Source organism: Tabrizicola sp., assembly GCF_016793705.1.
Taxonomy (GTDB): domain Bacteria; phylum Pseudomonadota; class Alphaproteobacteria; order Rhodobacterales; family Rhodobacteraceae; genus Tabrizicola.
In genome coordinates this window covers 50,847-67,021 of sequence record NZ_JAEULO010000031.1, presented here as the reverse complement: position 1 = coordinate 67,021, position 16,175 = coordinate 50,847, and the positions used below count along the sequence as shown (strand labels likewise).

At 66.6% G+C, this 16,175-nt stretch carries 15 protein-coding genes; 10 read left to right on the top strand and 5 right to left on the bottom strand.

Annotation, left to right across the window (positions count from 1 at the left end; all coding sequences use genetic code 11):
- Positions 1–74 precede the first annotated feature (74 nt).
- The 7 genes from JNJ68_RS06900 to JNJ68_RS06870 all read left to right on the top strand — a co-directional run bounded on the left by JNJ68_RS06900 (position 75) and on the right by JNJ68_RS06870 (position 7,606).
- Positions 75–965, top strand: a complete 891-nt coding sequence (locus JNJ68_RS06900) for a homocysteine S-methyltransferase family protein (RefSeq protein ID WP_294980607.1) — start codon at positions 75–77, stop codon at positions 963–965.
- The gene (locus JNJ68_RS06895) at positions 958–1,626 is read left to right on the top strand and encodes an RluA family pseudouridine synthase (protein WP_294980604.1); all 669 of its coding nucleotides are present in this window, start codon (positions 958–960) and stop codon (positions 1,624–1,626) included. Before JNJ68_RS06900 ends, JNJ68_RS06895 begins: the two co-directional genes overlap by 8 nt.
- A 64-nt stretch (positions 1,627–1,690) precedes the next feature.
- Positions 1,691–3,313 (top strand): FMN-binding glutamate synthase family protein, encoded by a 1,623-nt coding sequence (locus JNJ68_RS06890; protein WP_294980601.1) that lies wholly within the window; start codon positions 1,691–1,693, stop codon positions 3,311–3,313.
- A gap of 125 nt (positions 3,314–3,438) precedes the next feature.
- On the top strand, positions 3,439–4,989 hold the full coding sequence (locus JNJ68_RS06885; RefSeq protein WP_294980600.1) for a trimethylamine methyltransferase family protein: 1,551 nt from the start codon (positions 3,439–3,441) through the stop codon (positions 4,987–4,989).
- Between the two features lie 51 nt (positions 4,990–5,040).
- Positions 5,041–6,144, top strand: coding sequence for an enolase C-terminal domain-like protein (locus tag JNJ68_RS06880; protein ID WP_294980597.1), 1,104 nt, complete (start codon positions 5,041–5,043; stop codon positions 6,142–6,144).
- 8 nt (positions 6,145–6,152) lie between these two features.
- The gene (locus JNJ68_RS06875) at positions 6,153–6,881 is read left to right on the top strand and encodes an SDR family oxidoreductase (protein WP_294980595.1); all 729 of its coding nucleotides are present in this window, start codon (positions 6,153–6,155) and stop codon (positions 6,879–6,881) included.
- A complete protein-coding gene (locus JNJ68_RS06870) occupies positions 6,878–7,606 on the top strand; it encodes an SDR family oxidoreductase (RefSeq protein WP_294980592.1) in 729 nt (242 codons plus the stop codon). Before JNJ68_RS06875 ends, JNJ68_RS06870 begins: the two co-directional genes overlap by 4 nt.
- A 186-nt stretch (positions 7,607–7,792) precedes the next feature.
- Here the strand turns inward: JNJ68_RS06870 and JNJ68_RS06865 are convergent, their stop codons facing one another.
- From JNJ68_RS06865 to JNJ68_RS06845, 5 genes are read right to left on the bottom strand one after another with little or no spacing between them, the layout of a single operon-like run.
- Positions 7,793–9,133 (bottom strand): FAD-binding oxidoreductase, encoded by a 1,341-nt coding sequence (locus tag JNJ68_RS06865; RefSeq protein WP_294980590.1) that lies wholly within the window; start codon positions 9,131–9,133, stop codon positions 7,793–7,795.
- Entirely contained in the window at positions 9,130–9,894 is a 765-nt protein-coding gene (locus JNJ68_RS06860; protein WP_294980587.1) for an NAD(P)-binding domain-containing protein, read from the bottom strand. Before JNJ68_RS06860 ends, JNJ68_RS06865 begins: the two co-directional genes overlap by 4 nt.
- A gap of 2 nt (positions 9,895–9,896) precedes the next feature.
- Positions 9,897–11,390, bottom strand: coding sequence for an aldehyde dehydrogenase (locus JNJ68_RS06855; protein WP_294980586.1), 1,494 nt, complete (start codon positions 11,388–11,390; stop codon positions 9,897–9,899).
- A gap of 3 nt (positions 11,391–11,393) precedes the next feature.
- Positions 11,394–12,296 (bottom strand): dihydrodipicolinate synthase family protein, encoded by a 903-nt coding sequence (locus tag JNJ68_RS06850; protein WP_294980583.1) that lies wholly within the window; start codon positions 12,294–12,296, stop codon positions 11,394–11,396.
- Complete coding sequence (locus JNJ68_RS06845) at positions 12,293–13,015, bottom strand: GntR family transcriptional regulator (protein ID WP_294980580.1); 723 nt, start codon at positions 13,013–13,015, stop codon at positions 12,293–12,295. The genes JNJ68_RS06850 and JNJ68_RS06845 overlap by 4 nt, the downstream gene beginning before the upstream one ends.
- Before the next feature lie 136 nt (positions 13,016–13,151).
- Here JNJ68_RS06845 and JNJ68_RS06840 point away from each other — a divergent pair, with 136 nt between their 5' ends.
- Genes JNJ68_RS06840 through proX form a run of 3 tightly spaced genes read left to right on the top strand, consistent with a single transcriptional unit; the run spans position 13,152 to position 16,171 of the window.
- On the top strand, positions 13,152–14,222 hold the full coding sequence (locus JNJ68_RS06840; protein WP_294980577.1) for a glycine betaine/L-proline ABC transporter ATP-binding protein: 1,071 nt from the start codon (positions 13,152–13,154) through the stop codon (positions 14,220–14,222).
- A complete protein-coding gene (locus tag JNJ68_RS06835; RefSeq protein WP_294980573.1) occupies positions 14,222–15,160 on the top strand; it encodes an ABC transporter permease subunit in 939 nt (312 codons plus the stop codon). Before JNJ68_RS06840 ends, JNJ68_RS06835 begins: the two co-directional genes overlap by 1 nt.
- A gap of 21 nt (positions 15,161–15,181) precedes the next feature.
- On the top strand, positions 15,182–16,171 hold the full coding sequence (proX, locus tag JNJ68_RS06830; protein ID WP_294980570.1) for a glycine betaine/L-proline ABC transporter substrate-binding protein ProX: 990 nt from the start codon (positions 15,182–15,184) through the stop codon (positions 16,169–16,171).
- Positions 16,172–16,175: the final 4 nt, after the last annotated feature.

Here is a 16,175-nt window from a genome sequence, read left to right as displayed (position 1 = left end):
TGACTACTCCACCGGGGGCCTGGGGGTGCGGAAGCCCCACCCACCAGCCACGGGGCGAAAAGACGAGACCTGATATGACCACGATCACCCTCCTTGACGGCGGCATGGGCCAGGAACTGATCGCTCGCGCCGGGTCCGACCCCGGCCCGCTCTGGGCGACGCGGGTGATGATCGACCACCCCGGCCTGGTCCGCGCGATCCACGAGGATTACTTCGCCGCCGGGGCCAGCCTTGCGACCACCAACACCTACAACATCCTGCACGACCGGCTGGCCCCGCAGGGCCTCGACCATCTCTACCACGCCCTCCACCTCCGTGCCCTGGCCGAGGCGCATGAGGCCCGCGCTGCCGCCGGGCGCGGGTTGATCGCGGGGTCGATGGGCCCCCTGGGCGAAAGCTACCGCCCCGACCTGACCCCGCCAGTGCAGGTCTCCGTTGCGCTCTATGCCGAGAAGGCCCGCCTCCTCGCCCCGCATGTCGACCTGATCCTGATCGAAACGATCTCCTCGCTCGACCTTGCCCGGGGGGCATTGAAGGGCGCGCGGACCACCGACCGCCCGGTCTGGCTCTCGGTCTCCGTCCAGGACCGTGACGGCACCCGGCTCCGCTCCGGCGAACCCGTCGCTGCCCTCGCCGAGGTGCTGGCGGAGACCCCCGCCGACGCCGTCCTCGCCAACTGCTCGATGCCCGAGGCGATGGCGACAGCGCTCATCGCGCTGAAACCCTTCGGCCTGCCCTTCGGCGCCTATGCCAACGGGTTTTCCGAGATCACTTCGCACAGCCACGGCACCAGCGCCCCCGACTACTGCGCCCGCCACGATCTTTCCCCCGAGCGCTACACCGATTTCGCCCTCGGCTGGGTCGCGCAGGGGGCCACCCTCATCGGCGGCTGCTGCGAGGTCGGGCCCGCGCATATCCGCCACCTGCACCACCGGCTCATCGGCGAAGGGCACCAGATTGCATAAGCCCTCGCTGATCCCCGACTTCGCCTACGATCCACCGGACGTGCCCCTGTCCATCCTTCACGAGGACGCGGCGATCATCGTGGTCGACAAGCCCGCAGGCCTTCTCACCGTCCCGGGGAAACTGGAAAACCGGAAGGATTGCCTGATCACACGGTTGCAGGCCGCGCGCTGGGATGCGCTGACCGTGCACCGGCTCGATTGTGACACCTCGGGCGTAATCATCTTCGCACGCACCAAACAGGCGCAGGGCTTCCTCGGGCAGGAATTCGAGCAGCGCCGGGCAGAGAAGACCTATGTCGCGCGGCTGAAGGGTCGCCTCACCCCCGACAGCGGCACCGTCGATCTGCCCATCGGCAGCGACTGGGACTATCGCCCGCGCCAGAAGATCGACCCGGTGCATGGCCGCCCCGCCGTCACCGACTGGCAGGTGATCGACCGCGCCAGCCATGAGACCCGCGTCCGCCTGACCCCGCACACCGGGCGCAGCCACCAGTTGCGGGTGCACATGCTGGCGCTTGGCCACCCGATCCTCGGCGACCAGATCTACGCGCCCGAGACCCTGGCGGAGCACTCCCGCCTGATGCTCCACGCCGAGAGCCTGGCCCTGCACCATCCGACAACCGGCGCCTGGGTCCGTTTCACGGCCCCGTCGCCTTTCTGAATTCCGTTAAACAAGCTTCAATTTCCATGCTTAAGTCTGACCAGACCGAACCTTGGGGGCCGGAATGCTGACGACGATCTTCAACCTGCGCTTTGCCCTGATCACCTGGCCCGCGATCCTGATCGTCGCGGCGGCGGTCCTGATGCCAGTCTTCCCGTCGCAGGACTGGTGGCTGGTACCCTTCGCCACGCTCTGTCTTTGTTCGGTGCTCCTGGGCCTGCATGACCTGCGCCAGACCCGTCATGCAGTGCTGCGCAACTATCCGGTGGCGGCGCATCTGCGGTTCCTCTTGGAATCGATCAGGCCGGAGATGCGGCAGTATTTCTTCGAGGGCGACAAGGACGGCACCCCCTTCCCGCGCGACAAGCGCGCCATCGTCTACCAGCGCGCCAAGCGCGAGCTGGACAAGCGTCCCTTCGGCACACAGTTCGACGTCTACCAGGAACAGTACGAATGGCTGCACCATTCCATCGCGCCGAAGCAGGCCCTCCCGCATGAGGCGCTGCGCATCACGGTGGGGGCGACCTGCGCCCTGCCCTACTCCGCAAGCCTCCTGAACATTTCTGCGATGAGCTACGGCTCGCTGTCGGCCAATGCGATCCGGGCCTTGAACAAAGGGGCGAAGGCCGGCGGGTTCTTTCACGATACCGGGGAAGGCGGCGTGTCGCCCTATCATCGCGAGAACGGCGGCGATCTCGTATGGGAGCTGGGCTCGGGCTATTTCTGCGCCCGCGCCGACGACGGAAGCTTCGACCCGGCAAGGTTCGCCGACGTCGCGACCGATCCCCAGATCAAGATGGTCGAGCTGAAGCTGTCGCAGGGCGCCAAGCCCGGCCATGGCGGTGTCCTGCCGGCTGCCAAGATCACCGAGGAGATTTCGCGTATCCGCGGCGTGCCGATGGGGGTAGACTGCGTTTCCCCCGCCAGCCACTCGGTCTTTTCCACCCCGGTCGGGCTTCTGGAATTCGTCGCCAGGATGCGTGACCTGTCGGGCGGCAAACCGGCCGGGTTCAAGCTGTGCATCGGCCATCCGTGGGAGTTCATGGCGATCTGCAAGGCGATGCTCGCCACCGGGATCACGCCCGACTTCATCGTTGTCGACGGCAAGGAGGGCGGCACCGGCGCGGCTCCGCTGGAGTTCATGGACTATGTTGGCATGCCGCTGCGCGACGGGCTTTCCTTCGTTCACAATGCTCTGGTCGGGATCGGGGTGCGCGACAAGGTGAGGATCGGGGCGAGCGGCAAGATCACCTCGGCCTTCGACATGGCCCGGACGCTTGCGCTCGGGGCCGACTGGTGCAATGCGGCGCGGGGATTCATGTTCGCGGTGGGCTGCATCCAGGCGCAGTCCTGCCACACCGGGGAGTGTCCGACCGGGGTGGCCACGCAGGACCCGTTGCGCCAGCGGGCCATCGTGGTGCCGGACAAGGCCCTTCGGGTCGCAAGCTTCCACCGGAACACGCTGCATGCGCTGGCCGAACTGGTCGCGGCCGCCGGACTGGCGCATCCCTCCGAACTGCGCCCGCATCATTTCCTGCGCCGGGCGTCGTCGGACAAGGTGATCTCTCTGGCCGAGCAATACGAACAGCTGGCGTCCGGCCAGTTGACCGCCGACCCTGCCTCCTCGCCCCGGTTCGCCGAGGCCTGGGCCGCCTCGTCGGCCGACAGCTTCGCGCGGGCGGGTTGAGGGGCCGCCTGCGGCTGCCGCTCTGTCGGGGATGTCGCAAAAACCCCGATCCGCTTCGCAGCCGCTACTGTGGATGCCCGCAATCCGACGCCTGATGGCGCGACCGCAGCGCCAGGAGGGACGCCATGAACGAAGTCGTCAGAACCGCCCGTGCCGGAGGCCGCGGGGCCCGCCGTGCGCTCCGCTCGGCCCCGGATTTCGACATGCTCCCCGCGCTGAAACGCGGCATCCCCGACTGCGAGGTGATGGACCCCGCGCGGGTGGAACAGATCGACAATGCCTCGATGTCGATCCTGGAAGAGGTCGGCGTGACCTTCCGCGACGAGATCGCCTTAGCCGACTGGAAGCGGGCGGGCGCCAAGGTGGTCGGCGACCGGGTGCATCTGGACCGTGGGCTTGTGCGGGAACTGATCGCAACCATTCCCTCGGGCTGGACCTATCGGGCGCGGAACCCCGAGCGCAGCCTGCCCTTCGGCGGCAAGCATTCGATCTTTGTCCCGATGACCGGCGCGCCCTTCATCCGCGACCTCGACGACGTGCGCCGCTGGCCGACGATCGCCGACCTGAACACCTTCCACAAGCTGGCCCATATGTCGCCCGCGCTGCATTCCACCGCGCACCACATCGTCGAGCCGATGGACATGAAGGTCAGCCACCGGCACCTGCACATCACCTATTCGTCGATGAAACACTCGGACAAGACCTTCATGGGCATGACGACCTCGGGCAAGAACGCCGAGGATGTGATGGCGATGTGCGAGATCCTGTTCGGCAAGGATGTGATGGAGGAAACCCCCGTCACCACCGGCAACTGCAACGGCAACTCGCCCCTCGTCTGGGACGAGACGATGCTGTCGGCCATGCGCGCCTTCGTGAAGCGGAAGCAGCCCGTCCTCTGCTCGCCCTTCGTCCTCGGCGGGGCGAACACCCCCGCCTCCGTCGCCCCCGCCGTGGCGCAGCTCAACGCCGAGGCGCTGTCGGCGCTGGCCTATACGCAGGTGATCCGCAAGGGCGCCCCGGCGATCTACGGCCACTACCTCTCGACCGTCTCCATGAAATCCGGCGCGCCGATGGCAGGGACGCCGGAAATTTCCCTCATGAATTTCATGATCGGGCAGATGGCGCGCTACTACAACGTGCCGTGGCGCACTTCGAACCTTCTCGGCGGGGCCAAGACCTTCGACGCGCAGGCGGGGTATGAAAGTGCCATGACGATGAACGCGGTCCTGCACGCCGGGGCCAACTACATCTGGCACTCCGCCGGGTGGAACGAGGCCGGAATGCACTGTTCCATCGCCAAGTTCGTCGTCGATGCCGAGATGTGCCAGATGGGCTACCGCATGGCGGAAGGCCCGCGCTGGGACGACTTTGACGAGGCGATGCAGGCAGTGCGCGACGTGGGGCCCGGCGGGCATTACCTGGGCCATCCGCACACGCTGGAGAACTTCGAACGGGCCTTCTTCATGCCGAAGCTGTTCGACAACAACAGTATCGAGCAATGGCAGGCCGAGGGTTCGGTCGAGATCACCCAGCGCGCGCTGGACCGGGCGCGGCAGCTGCTGGCCGACTACGAGGAGCCGAAGCTGGACGAAGGCGTCAACGAGGCTTTGCTGGATTACATCGCCCGGCGGGAGCGCGAGATTCCGGCGGTGGACGAGTTGAACACCGAACACTGATCCCTGTGACCGGCCGCCTTCCGGGGTGGCCAATTTTTTTGCGAAAGACCGATGAAGATCAAGGAACTCCACGTCTACGCCCATGACCTGCCGGTCAAGAACGGGCCCTACAAGATGGCCAATGCCAAGGTGTATTCGCTGGACACCACGCTGGTGAAGATCGTCACCGACACCGGCCTTGTCGGTTGGGGCGAGACCTGCCCGGTGGGGTCCACCTATGCTCCGGCGCATGCCAAGGGGGCACGCGCGGCGCTGGAGGAGATGGGGCCGGGGCTGATCGGCGCCTCGCCGCATCCGCTGAGCCTGCGGCGGAAGATGGACAGCCTGTTGAACGGGCATCGCTATGCCAAGGCCGCGGTGGACATTGCGGCGCATGACATCATGGGCAAGGCGACCGGCTTGCGGGTCGCCGAGCTTCTGGGCGGGGTGGCGCAGGAAAGCGTCCCCTCCTATTACGCCACCGGCGTCGGAGAGCCCGACGAGATCGCCCGCATCGCCGCCGAGAAGGTTGCCGAGGGCTATCCCCGGCTGCAGATCAAGATCGGCGGGCGTCCGGTGGAAATCGACATCGCCGTGCTGCGCAAGGTCTGGGACGTGATCAAGGGCAAGGGCGTGCGGCTGGCGGCGGACGGCAACCGGGGCCTTCCGACGCGCGATGCGCTGCGGCTGTCGCGCGAATGCCAGGATATTCCCTTCATTCTCGAGCAGCCCTGCAACACCATCGAGGAACTGGCGGCGATCCGGGGGCAGGTCCATCACGGTATCTACCTCGACGAGATGGGCGAGGACCTCGCGACGGTGGTGCGCGTCGCGGGGCAGGGCCTGGTCGACGGCTTCGGCATGAAGGTCACGCGGATCGGCGGGTTGCAGCAGATGGCCGCCTTCCGCGACATCTGCGAGGCGCGCAGCCTGCCCCACACCTGCGACGACGCCTGGGGTGGCGACATCATCGCGGCGGCCTGCACCCATATCGGCGCGACCGTGCAACCTCGGCTGAACGAAGGGGTCTGGCTGGCCGCGCCCTACATCGAGGGCAACTACGACAGGAGCGGCGTCAATATCGTCGGCGGCCACATCAAGCTGCCGGAAGGCCCCGGCCTGGGGGTCGAGCCAGAAGAAGGCATGTTCGGCAAGCCGGTTCTCGCGTTCGGGTGAGGAAGAAGATGAGCGATCTCAAAGGCAAGAAGGCGCTGGTCACGGGGGCCGCGGGCGGCATCGGGGCGGCGGTTGTGAAGGCGCTGCGGGCGCGGGGCGTGCTTGTGGCGGTGGCGGACCGCGACGTGTCGGGGGTGGAGGCCGAGGCGCATCTGCCGGGGAACCTGCTGGAAGCTGCCTATGCCGATGGGCTTCCTGCGGCGGCGAAGTCGGCTTTGGGCGGCCTCGACATCATCGTCAACAACGCGGGCGTGATCACGCGGGGCAAGGTGGACGAGACCTCGGATGCCGATTGGGACCTGTCGGTGGGGGTGAACGTGCAGGCGCCGTTCCGCATCTGCCGGGCGGCGATCCCGCTGCTGCCGCCGGGGTCGGCCATCGTCAATGTCGCCTCCTGCTGGGGGCTCAGGCCGGGGCCGGGGCACGCCGTCTACTGCATGACCAAGGCTGCGATTGCCTCGCTGACGCAGTGCATGGGGATGGATCATGCCGACAAGGGCATCCGCATCAACGCGGTGGCCCCGAACGAGGTCAACACGCCGATGCTGCGCACGGGCTTTGCCAAGCGCGGGTTCGATCCGGATACGGCGGTGGCGGAGCTGGGCAAGACCGTGCCGCTGGGCCGGATCGCGGAACCGGAGGACATCGCCGATGTGATCCTGTTTCTCGCTTCCGACGCCGCGCGCTACATGGTCGGCGCGGTGGTCGAGGTGAATGGCGGGAAGCCGGTCAAATGAGGTTCGACGGCAAGGTGGCCCTGGTCACGGGCGGGCGGTCGGGGATCGGGCAGGCGATTGCCCGGAGGCTGGCCTCGGAGGGGGCACGGGTCTTCACCGCGCAGCGCGGGTCGGATGCCGAGTTCGAGGGGATCGAGGCGGACTTCTCCGATGCTGCGGCCCCGGCGGCGGCGGTGGGAGAGGTCGTCGGGCGGGCCGGGCGGCTGGACGTGCTGGTCAACAACGCCGGGATCATGCAGGAGGCGGGGGTCGAGGAGATGAGCCTTGCCGACTGGGAGCGGACGCTGCGGGTGAACCTGACCGCGCCGTTCCTGCTGATCAAGGCGGCGCTGCCGCATCTGCGGGCGGTCCGGGGCAGCATCGTCAACATCGGCAGCATCGAGGGGCTGGGGTCGAACCCGACCCATGCGGCCTACTGTGCCTCGAAGGCCGGGCTGCACGGGCTGACCCGGGCCGTTGCCGTCGATCACTCGCGGGAGGTGCGGTGCAATGCGGTGGCTCCGGGATGGATCGACACCGAGTTGAACGAGGCCTTCGTCGAGGGGATGCCGGATCCGGTGGGGTTCCGGGCGAACATCGGGAAGATCCATCCGGTCGGGCGAACCGGGCGGCCGGAGGAGGTGGCGGCGCTGGTGGCCTGGCTGGCCTCCGAGGAGGCGGGGTTCGTCACCGGGCAGGTCTGGACGGTAGACGGCGGACGGATGGCGAAGCTGTCGCTGCCGTGAGTGTCCACGGTGGACAAAAAATCCGACTGCGCGAAATCAATGGCTTGCGCGTGGGCGTTAACCGTTTGACAAGGAATGCAGGCGAAAGGAAGGTGCGTGAAATCACGCACCCTGCGGGTCGCGGGGAGGGGCTATTGGCGGTTTCTGGGCCGCTCGCCGAGGGCGATCTGGGTTGATCGCGACGGTTCATTCCGCCCCGGCGCGCCATTCCTTGAAGCGCAGGAAGATATTCGCGCCAAGGGTGGAGAAGGGTTTCGGGGGGAGTTTGCTGGGCTGGGCCTCGGCGGCGAAATGGCGGGTGGCGTCGGTTTCCTGGCCCATCGCCAGTTCGGCGGCGGCGATGCCGGTGAGGGTGCTCCGCGCGGTGCCGAGGCCGTTGCAGACGGTGGCGGCGTAAAGGCCCGGTTCCAGCTCGCGCGCGATGGAGACGGCGTTGCGGGTCAGGCAGAGGTGCCCGGCCCAGGTGTATTCCTGCTTCACGTCCCGAAGCGCGGGGTAGCGGTCGGCGAATTTCTGGCGGTGGACGGTGGCGGTGCGTCTCAGTGTGGCGTCGGAAGGCTCCATCCCGGGCAGGAAGCTGGCGCAGGTGCGGGTGATGATGCGGTTGCCGCCAAGGGCGGTGTCGATCCGGCGCATGGTGGTGCCCATCGGGTCGGAGGGCGTGACGCCCCAGCGGGGCTGGCCGCCGAGCTGCTTCAGCGTCTCGGGGGGCAGGTCCACCGTCATCGAGGCGTAGAGGAAGACGTGCATCAGCCTGTCTCTCGCGAAGCCGAAGCTTTCGAGATGGCCGTTGTTGGCGAGGATCACCTTGCCTGCACTGACGGTGCCCTTGGCGGTGGTGACGGCCCAGCCGCTGCCGGAGCGGCTGAAGGCGGTGACGGGGCTGTTCTCCCAGACGCCGGTGCCAACGGCGCGGAGGCCTTCGCCGAAGCCGCGGATGAAGCCTGCGGGTTGCAGCATCACCGTGCCGGGGGTGTAGAGGCCGGAGACATAGTGGCGGCTGCCGGTGAGGTCGGCCATGCCCTGCGCGTCAAGGCGTTCGTTCGGCTCGCCAAGCGAGGTGAGGTGGTCGGCGTAGCTGCGATTCAGCGCATCGGCGGTGGCGGAGGCCGCGCCGTTCACCTTGCCGATGGGGTCGAAATAGGCAGGAGCGATGCCGTAGTCCTGCACCGCGCCCTTGGCGAAGGCGATGGCCTGGCGGTTCAGCGCGATCATGCCGCGGTCGTCGCCGTGACCCGCGTAATCGTCGGAGGTAAGCTCGTGCGGCAGGTCGATCATGAAGCCGGAATTGCGGCCCGAGGCACCTTCGGCGAGGCGGGAGGCTTCGAGGACGGCGACCTTGAGCGTCGGGTCCAGCTGGCGCAACCGGCGGGCGGCGGAAAGACCCGCGAAGCCGCCGCCGATGATGGCGACGTCGGCGGTCTGGTTGCCGGGAAGGCTGACCGGGGCGGGCTGGCCGGGCAGGATGGCCGACCAGGCGGCGGGGCCCTTGTGGACGGGGGTGCGGCGGGCGGTGAAGGCGGTCATGTCCGTCCTTTGGGATCATCCAGCCCGAGGCGGCTGTGGAATGCGGTCAGGCCTTGGCGGAGCGATTCTTTCGCAGGCGCCATCGCCGCGCGCAAGGTGGCGTTGAGGCCGCCTTCGGTGGAAAGCTTTTTCAGTGCCTCGGCAAGGTCGCCCTCTGCCGCGCGCTCGGGCAGGTAGCCGCGGATCATGGCGGCGATATAGGCCTCGGCAGCGGCGGGGTTGCCGGTGTGACCGGCCAGCCATTCGGTCGCGGTGAGGAGCTGGTCGAGGATCGGCGAGCAGAGGGCCGAGGCGCCGAGATGGGCGTTGAGGGCGGCCTCGAAGGGTTGCGGCAGGATCAGGTTCTTCTCGCCGAAAAGGGCGTCGAGCGCAGGGGAGGCCGGGTAGACCGGCAGCGGGCAGCCGCCGGTGGTGATCGGAGGGAGCGGAATGGTGATGGCGATGTCGGTTGCGGGGGCGCAAAGGGTGCGCAGGGTGGCGAGGGGGGCGTCGACCATGACCGAGATGACGGATTGGCCCGCGCGGAAGGGAAGGCTGGGGAGAACCTCGGCTGCCACGCGGGCGAGGAGGCAGAGGAAGACCACATCGGACCCCTCTACCACCTGTTCGTTGGGGGCGATGGCGACTTCGGGCACTTCGGCGGCGAGGGTCGCGGCCATGGCGGCGTTGCGGGGCGAGACCAGGATCCTGTGACCCTGGCCTTTCAGGCCGCGCACCATGGCGGCGGTGATCTCTCCGGTGCCGAGGAACCCGACGCGCATGATCAGCCGACGGCTTCGTCCGCGTCGTCGGCGAGGTCGACCCAGATCGTCTTGACCTGAGTGTACTGGTCATGGGCGTGGATGCCGTTGTCGCGGCCACCGAACCCCGATTGCTTGAAGCCGCCGAAGGGGGTGGAGATGTCGCCCTCGCCGAAGGAGTTCACGGTGACGGTCCCGGCGCGCAGCGCGCGGGCGCCGCGGAGCGCGCGCTTGACGTTGGCGGTGAAGATACTGGCGGCGAGGCCGTATTCGGTGTCGTTGGCCAACGCAATGGCCTCGTCGAAGCTGTCGACGGTGAGGACGGAGAGGACGGGGCCGAAGATTTCTTCCTTCGCCTGCTTCGCGTCGCGAGGGGTGTCGAGGATGGTGGGTTCGACGAAACCCTTTTCGGCCTTGCCGCCGAGGATGACTTTCGGGCCTTTGTCGAGGTAGCTGGCCACCTTGTCGAAATGCGCCTTCGAGACAAGCGCGCCGACGCGGTTGGTCGGGTCGAGAGGGTCGCCCATCGGCCATTCGCGGGTATGGGCGACGATGCGTTTCAGAAGTTCGTCCTTGATGCCCTTCTGCACGATCAGGCGGGACGAGGCGGAGCAATTCTCGCCCATGTTCCAGAAGGCGCCGTTGACGATATGGGCGGCGACACGGTCGATGTTCTCGGCATCATCGAGGACCACGGCGGGGTTCTTGCCGCCCATTTCAAGGGTGACTTCCTTGAGATTGGATTCGGCGGCATAGCGCAGGAAGCGGCGGCCGGTTTCGGTCGAGCCGGTGAAGGAGACGGCGTCGATGTCCATGTGGCGACCGATAGGTTCGCCCACGTCGGGGCCGGCGCCGGGGACGACGTTGAAGACGCCGGGCGGGATGCCGGCCTCCATCGCCAGTTCGGCCATGCGGAGGGTGGTGAGGGGGGTTTCCTCGGCGGGTTTGACGATGACCGAGCAGCCGGCGGCCAAGGCGGGGCCGATCTTCCAGGCGAGCATCAGGAGGGGGAAGTTCCAGGGCAGGACGAGGCCGACGACGCCCACGGGTTCGCGGACGATCATGGCGATGTGGTTGTCACTGGCCGGGGCGACCTGGTCGTAGATCTTGTCGATCAGCTCGGCGTGCCAGGTCAGGCAGTTGATGGTTTCCGGCACATCGACCTGTTCGCAGTCGTAGATCGTTTTCCCTGAGTCGAGCGATTCCAGCACAGCGAGTTCGCGGGCGTTGCGCTTCACCAGCTTCGCCAGCTTGATGAGCGTTTCCTTGCGTTCCTTCGGGTGCAGGCGCGACCAGCGGCCATCCTCGAAGGCGTCGCGGGCTTTCTGGACGGCGAGGTCCACATCCTCGGGGCCACAGGCGGCGACCTTGGCCAGCACTGCGCCGGTGGCGGGGTTCAGCGTGTCGAAGGTCTTGCCGCTGATTGCGGGGCGGAAGTGGCCGTCGATGAAGGCGGTCGTCGGGAAGGAGAGACCGGCGGCGATGGCCTTGTATTCTTCGGTGGTCAGGAGGCTCATGGCTTACTCCGCAACGATCTGGGCGATGGTGGTCTTGAGGACGCGCACGGTCTGTTCCAGCTGGCGCTTGTCGTCCTTGTTCAGGCCTTTGAGCGGGGGGCGCGGGGGGCCGGCGTACTGGCCCATCATCTCGCAGCCGTGCTTGATGCACTGGATGAACTTTCCTCCCTGTTCCAGCACCCGCATCAGCGGCATCAGCGCCGACATGATCCGGCGGCCCTTGTCGAAGTTGCCCTCCACCGCGCAGGCCTTGTAGAGGGCGAGGTGTTCGGCGGGCAGGAAGTTCGAGCCACCGCAGACCCAGCTGCGCGCGCCCCAGGCGAAGAATTCCAGCGCCTGGTCGTCCATGCCGCAGGACATCTGGATATGCGGGTAGTCGCGGGCGAGAAGGTGCACCCGGTTGATATCGCCCGAGGATTCCTTGATGGCCGCGAAGTTGGCGGACCGGCCGACACGGTCGAGAAACTCCTCGCCCATGTTGATGCCCATCCGGCCCGGGTAGTTGTAGAGCATGATCGGCAGATCGGCGGCGCGGTCGATGGCCAGCGCGTTCAAGGCGTTTTCCTGTTCGGTCGGAACCGAATAGGGCGGCGAGCCGACGAGGATCGAATCGGCCCCGATCTTGGCCGCGTGTTCGGCCATGGTGATCGAGTCCTCCAGCCGGATCGCCACGGTGCCGACCATCAGATGCGTGCGGCCTTTGGTGACATCGCGGGCGAGGGAGGCCATCTCCAGCCGTTCCTGCATCGACTGGGCGTAGTATTCCCCGGTCGAGCCGCCGTTGATGATGCCGTGGACGCCCTGCGCGATCAGATATTCCAGCTGGGCGACGAATGCGTCGCGGTCGATGGACCCATCCTCACGATGCGGTGTGATGGCGGGTGTATAGATGCCTTCGAATTTCATGAGGCTCCTCGTGTTTCGGACTGCCCTGGCGCGCGGCCAAGTGGAATGGTCATGCTTTCGGGAGTAACGAAGCTTTCGATCTGCTGGCGCGAAAGCTCCCAATGGGCGACTGCGAGGTCGCCGGCAGCGTCGGCATCGCCAGCCTCGATCAGGTCGATGAACTGGTCGTGCTGGTCGGCGGCAAGCTCGCGCTGGGGCGCGAGGTGCAGCTTGCGGGGGTTGTAGAAGGTCATCCCGATGCGGGTGTGGTCGATCAGCAGGCGGCGCAACGAGGGCATCAGGAATTCGTTGTCGGCCATTTCGCCGATGATGGAATGGAAGCGTTCGTTCCCGAGCGCGCGTTCCGCCGAATCGCCCGACTTGATCGCCTGGCGAAAGGCCCATTGGCATTCCTTGAGCTTCACGATCTGCGCGGGCGTCGCGTTCTCCGCCGCAAGGCGGGTGGTCGCCGCATAGATCATCGGCGCCGCGACGAAGAAGTTGCGCATCGTCTTGTGCGACATCGGCGCGACCTGCGCGCCGCGGTTCTCGTGCAGGACGAGGTAGCCTTCGCCCGCCAGCTGACGCAGCACCTCGCGCAGGGGCGGGCGGGAAATGCCGTAGGTTTCAGCGAGTTCCACCTCGTCCAGGTAAATGCCCGGCTGCAATGCCTCGGTCAGGACCCGGCGGCGCAGGTCCTCGATGCATTGCGTCTTCTTGCTGCGGGAATCGCTGTCCACGGGTTCTCTCCTGCCTGATCTCGCCGGTCTTCACAGAGACTCAGGTAGCTTGCCGTCTGTGTAGTCGGATAAAATACATATTGTCTACAGAAAAGTTTTGTGGTTGAAGTCTGGAAACCGGGGGGAGAGATTCTGCATGGCTGATGCCCGTGAGGACGTGATCCGCTGCGAGGGGATCTGGAAGATTTTCGGTGACAGGTCGCGTCAGGCGATGGAGGCCGTGCGGTCGAAGGGCCTGTCAAAAAAGGATATCCGTGAAGAGTTCGATTGCGTCGTCGGGGTGCAGGACGCGAGCTTCAGCGTGGGGCGGGGCGAGATCTTCTGCATCATGGGGCTGTCGGGGTCGGGGAAATCGACGCTGATCCGCCACATCAACCGGCTGATCGAGCCGACCTCGGGCACGGTGTTCATCGAGGGGCAGAACGTTAACGCGATGAATGCCGAAACGCTGCGCAAACTTCGCGCGGAAAAGATCGGCATGGTGTTTCAGGCGATGGCGCTGATGCCGCACCGGACAGTGCGCGACAATGTAGCCTTCTCGCTGGAAGTGCGCGGCGTGTCCGAGACCGAGCGGGCCAAGGTGGCGGCGAAGGCCATCGACATGGTGGACCTGACCGGCTGGGACCGGAAATACCCTGACGAGCTTTCGGGCGGGATGCAGCAGCGGGTGGGCCTGGCCCGGGCGCTGGCGGCGGACCCGACGATCCTGCTGATGGACGAACCCTTCAGTGCCTTGGACCCGCTGATCCGGCGGCAGTTGCAGGGCACGTTCATGGAGCTGTCGGCGGAACTGCACAAGACCACGATCTTCATCACGCATGACTTGGACGAGGCGATCCGCATCGGCGACCGGATCGCGATCATGAAGGACGGGGTGCTGGTGCAGATCGGCACTCCCGAGGAGATCGTCACCCAGCCTGCAGATGATTATGTGGCTGATTTCGTGGCCGGAATCTCCAAGCTGGACCTGGTGACAGCGGCGCGGATCATGCAGCCCTTCGCCGCTTATGTGCAGGCGCAGGGCCCGCAGGAGACGGGCGGCTGGCCGGTGGGCAAGCCCGAGATGAACCTGAACGAGTTGGTCGACCTGGCGGTGGGGACGGATCACCCGATCCTGATCGCGGCCGAAGGCCAGCCGGTGGGCGTGGTGACGAAGCGCGCGCTTCTACGCGGCATCCAGGGACGTGACGAAGAGAGGGCTGCGTGATGGCGGACGAAGGTTTCAACTGGCTGAACCCCTTCGCTTCGATCGACCTGGGCATCGCGTCCTGGGCCGATGGCATCAAGCAATGGGCGATTTCGAACCGCGAGATGATCCAGCCGATCAAGCGGTTCTTCGAAACGGTGATCGTCGGGATCGAGAGCGCTTTGCAGGCGACGCCGCCGATGGCGATGCTGGTCGTGCTGGTGCTGATCGCCTGGCAGGCCGCCGGGCGGCGTGGGGCCATCGTGGTGGGCGCCTGTCTGGTGATCCTCGGCCTGCTCGCACCCGAGGCCTGGGGGCTCGCCATGACGACGCTGGCGATCGTGGTGGCCTCGGTCATCCTCTGCGTGCTGATCGGGCTACCTTTGGGCGTGCTGGCGGGCAAGAGCGACCGGTTCGAGGGCTTCATCCGGCCGGTGCTGGATACGATGCAGACCATCCCGGCCTTCGTCTATCTGGTCCCGGTCGTGATGATGATCGGGATCGGCAACGTCTCGGGCGTGATCGTGACGATCATCTTCGCGCTGCCGCCGCTGGTGCGGCTGACCAGCCTTGGCATCCGGGGGGTGAACCCCAGCGTGGTGGAGGCGGCGCGGGCGTTCGGGGCCTCGCCGGGGCAGATCCTGCGCAAGGTCGAGCTGCCGCTGGCGACGCCGACCATTCTGGCCGGGTTGAACCAGACAATCATGCTGAGCCTGTCGATGGTGGTCATCGCCTCGATGATTTCCGTCAAGGGGCTCGGCAACGAAGTGCTGCGGGCGATGGGGCGGCTGGATGCGGGCAAGGCCATCGTTGGCGGCCTCGGCATCGTCATGCTGGCCATCGTGCTGGACCGGATCACCCAGGGGCTTGGCCGGTCGGGCCGGGACCGCGGGCATCGCCATTGGTGGGAGACCGGGCCGGTGGGCCTGATCACCGCCATGTTCAAGAAGACCACCTGAAAACCAACCGGGAGACACCGAATGAAACTGTTCATGACCACGGCTTTGGCGCTGGCCCTTGCGGTCCCCGCCTTCGCGCAGGACGCCGACAAGCCCGGCGAGGGCGTGACCGTGCGCCCGATCATGCCGACGCAGATCGAGGAGCACATGCAGCACCTGATCCTGTTCAAGGCGCTGGAAGACCTGGGCTATACCATCGCCACCCCGAACGAGGCCGAATACCAGACCATGCACCTGGCGGTCGGCGCGGGCGATGCGGACTTCATGGCCGTCAGCTGGGACGTGCTGCATGACGCCTTCTTCCAGGAGGCCGGCGGCGATGCGGTGATGTCGAAGGTCGGCACCTACATCGACGGCGCGATCCAGGGTTACATGGTTGATGAAGCCAGCTACCAGGCGGGCGTCACCGACCTGTCGATGCTGAAGGACCCGGAAATCGCCAAGCGCTTCGACGCCGATGGCGACGGCAAGGCCGACCTTGCGGGCTGTATCCCCGGCTGGGGCTGCGAGCGGGTGATCGAGACGCATCTCGATGCGCTTGGCTTGCGCGACACCGTCTCGCACAACCAGGGCGCCTATCCGGCGATGATCGGCGACGCGATGGCACGCAAGGATAACGGCGGGTCGATCCTCTATTACACCTGGGTTCCCTACTGGGTCGCCGGTGAGCTGGTCCCGGGCAAGGATGCCGAATGGCTGTCGGTTCCGGAAGGCACCCCGCTGCCCGATGGCGCGACCGCGAACACCGAGTTCAACGGCAAGAACCTGGGCTTCGCCGTCGACTCGATCCGCGTCGTGGCGCGCAACGACTTCCTGGAAGCCAACCCGGCTGCCAAGGCGCTGTTCGAAGCGGCCAAGATCGACATCAACGACGTCTCGGCCGAGGCACTGCGCATTTCCAAGGGCGAGGACAAGCCCGAAGACCTGCAACGCCACGCCGACGAATGGATCGCCGCGCACCAGGCCGACTACGATTCCTGGCTGGCTGCGGCCCGCGCCGCAGCGAAGTGACGCC

Bases quoted from the DNA above. Each gene is read 5' to 3' on its own strand.
- JNJ68_RS06840 (WP_294980577.1), top strand. From the start codon at position 13,152: ATGGCTGATGCCCGTGAGGACGTGATCCGCTGCGAGGGGATCTGGAAG.
- JNJ68_RS06865 (WP_294980590.1), bottom strand. From the start codon at position 9,133: ATGACCGCCTTCACCGCCCGCCGCACCCCCGTCCACAAGGGCCCCGCC.
- JNJ68_RS06880 (WP_294980597.1), top strand. From the start codon at position 5,041: ATGAAGATCAAGGAACTCCACGTCTACGCCCATGACCTGCCGGTCAAG.
- JNJ68_RS06870 (WP_294980592.1), top strand. From the start codon at position 6,878: ATGAGGTTCGACGGCAAGGTGGCCCTGGTCACGGGCGGGCGGTCGGGG.
- JNJ68_RS06900 (WP_294980607.1), top strand. From the start codon at position 75: ATGACCACGATCACCCTCCTTGACGGCGGCATGGGCCAGGAACTGATC.
- JNJ68_RS06850 (WP_294980583.1), bottom strand. From the start codon at position 12,296: ATGAAATTCGAAGGCATCTATACACCCGCCATCACACCGCATCGTGAG.
- JNJ68_RS06890 (WP_294980601.1), top strand. From the start codon at position 1,691: ATGCTGACGACGATCTTCAACCTGCGCTTTGCCCTGATCACCTGGCCC.
- proX (WP_294980570.1), top strand. From the start codon at position 15,182: ATGAAACTGTTCATGACCACGGCTTTGGCGCTGGCCCTTGCGGTCCCC.
- JNJ68_RS06860 (WP_294980587.1), bottom strand. From the start codon at position 9,894: ATGCGCGTCGGGTTCCTCGGCACCGGAGAGATCACCGCCGCCATGGTG.
- JNJ68_RS06835 (WP_294980573.1), top strand. From the start codon at position 14,222: ATGGCGGACGAAGGTTTCAACTGGCTGAACCCCTTCGCTTCGATCGAC.
- JNJ68_RS06875 (WP_294980595.1), top strand. From the start codon at position 6,153: ATGAGCGATCTCAAAGGCAAGAAGGCGCTGGTCACGGGGGCCGCGGGC.
- JNJ68_RS06855 (WP_294980586.1), bottom strand. From the start codon at position 11,390: ATGAGCCTCCTGACCACCGAAGAATACAAGGCCATCGCCGCCGGTCTC.
- JNJ68_RS06885 (WP_294980600.1), top strand. From the start codon at position 3,439: ATGAACGAAGTCGTCAGAACCGCCCGTGCCGGAGGCCGCGGGGCCCGC.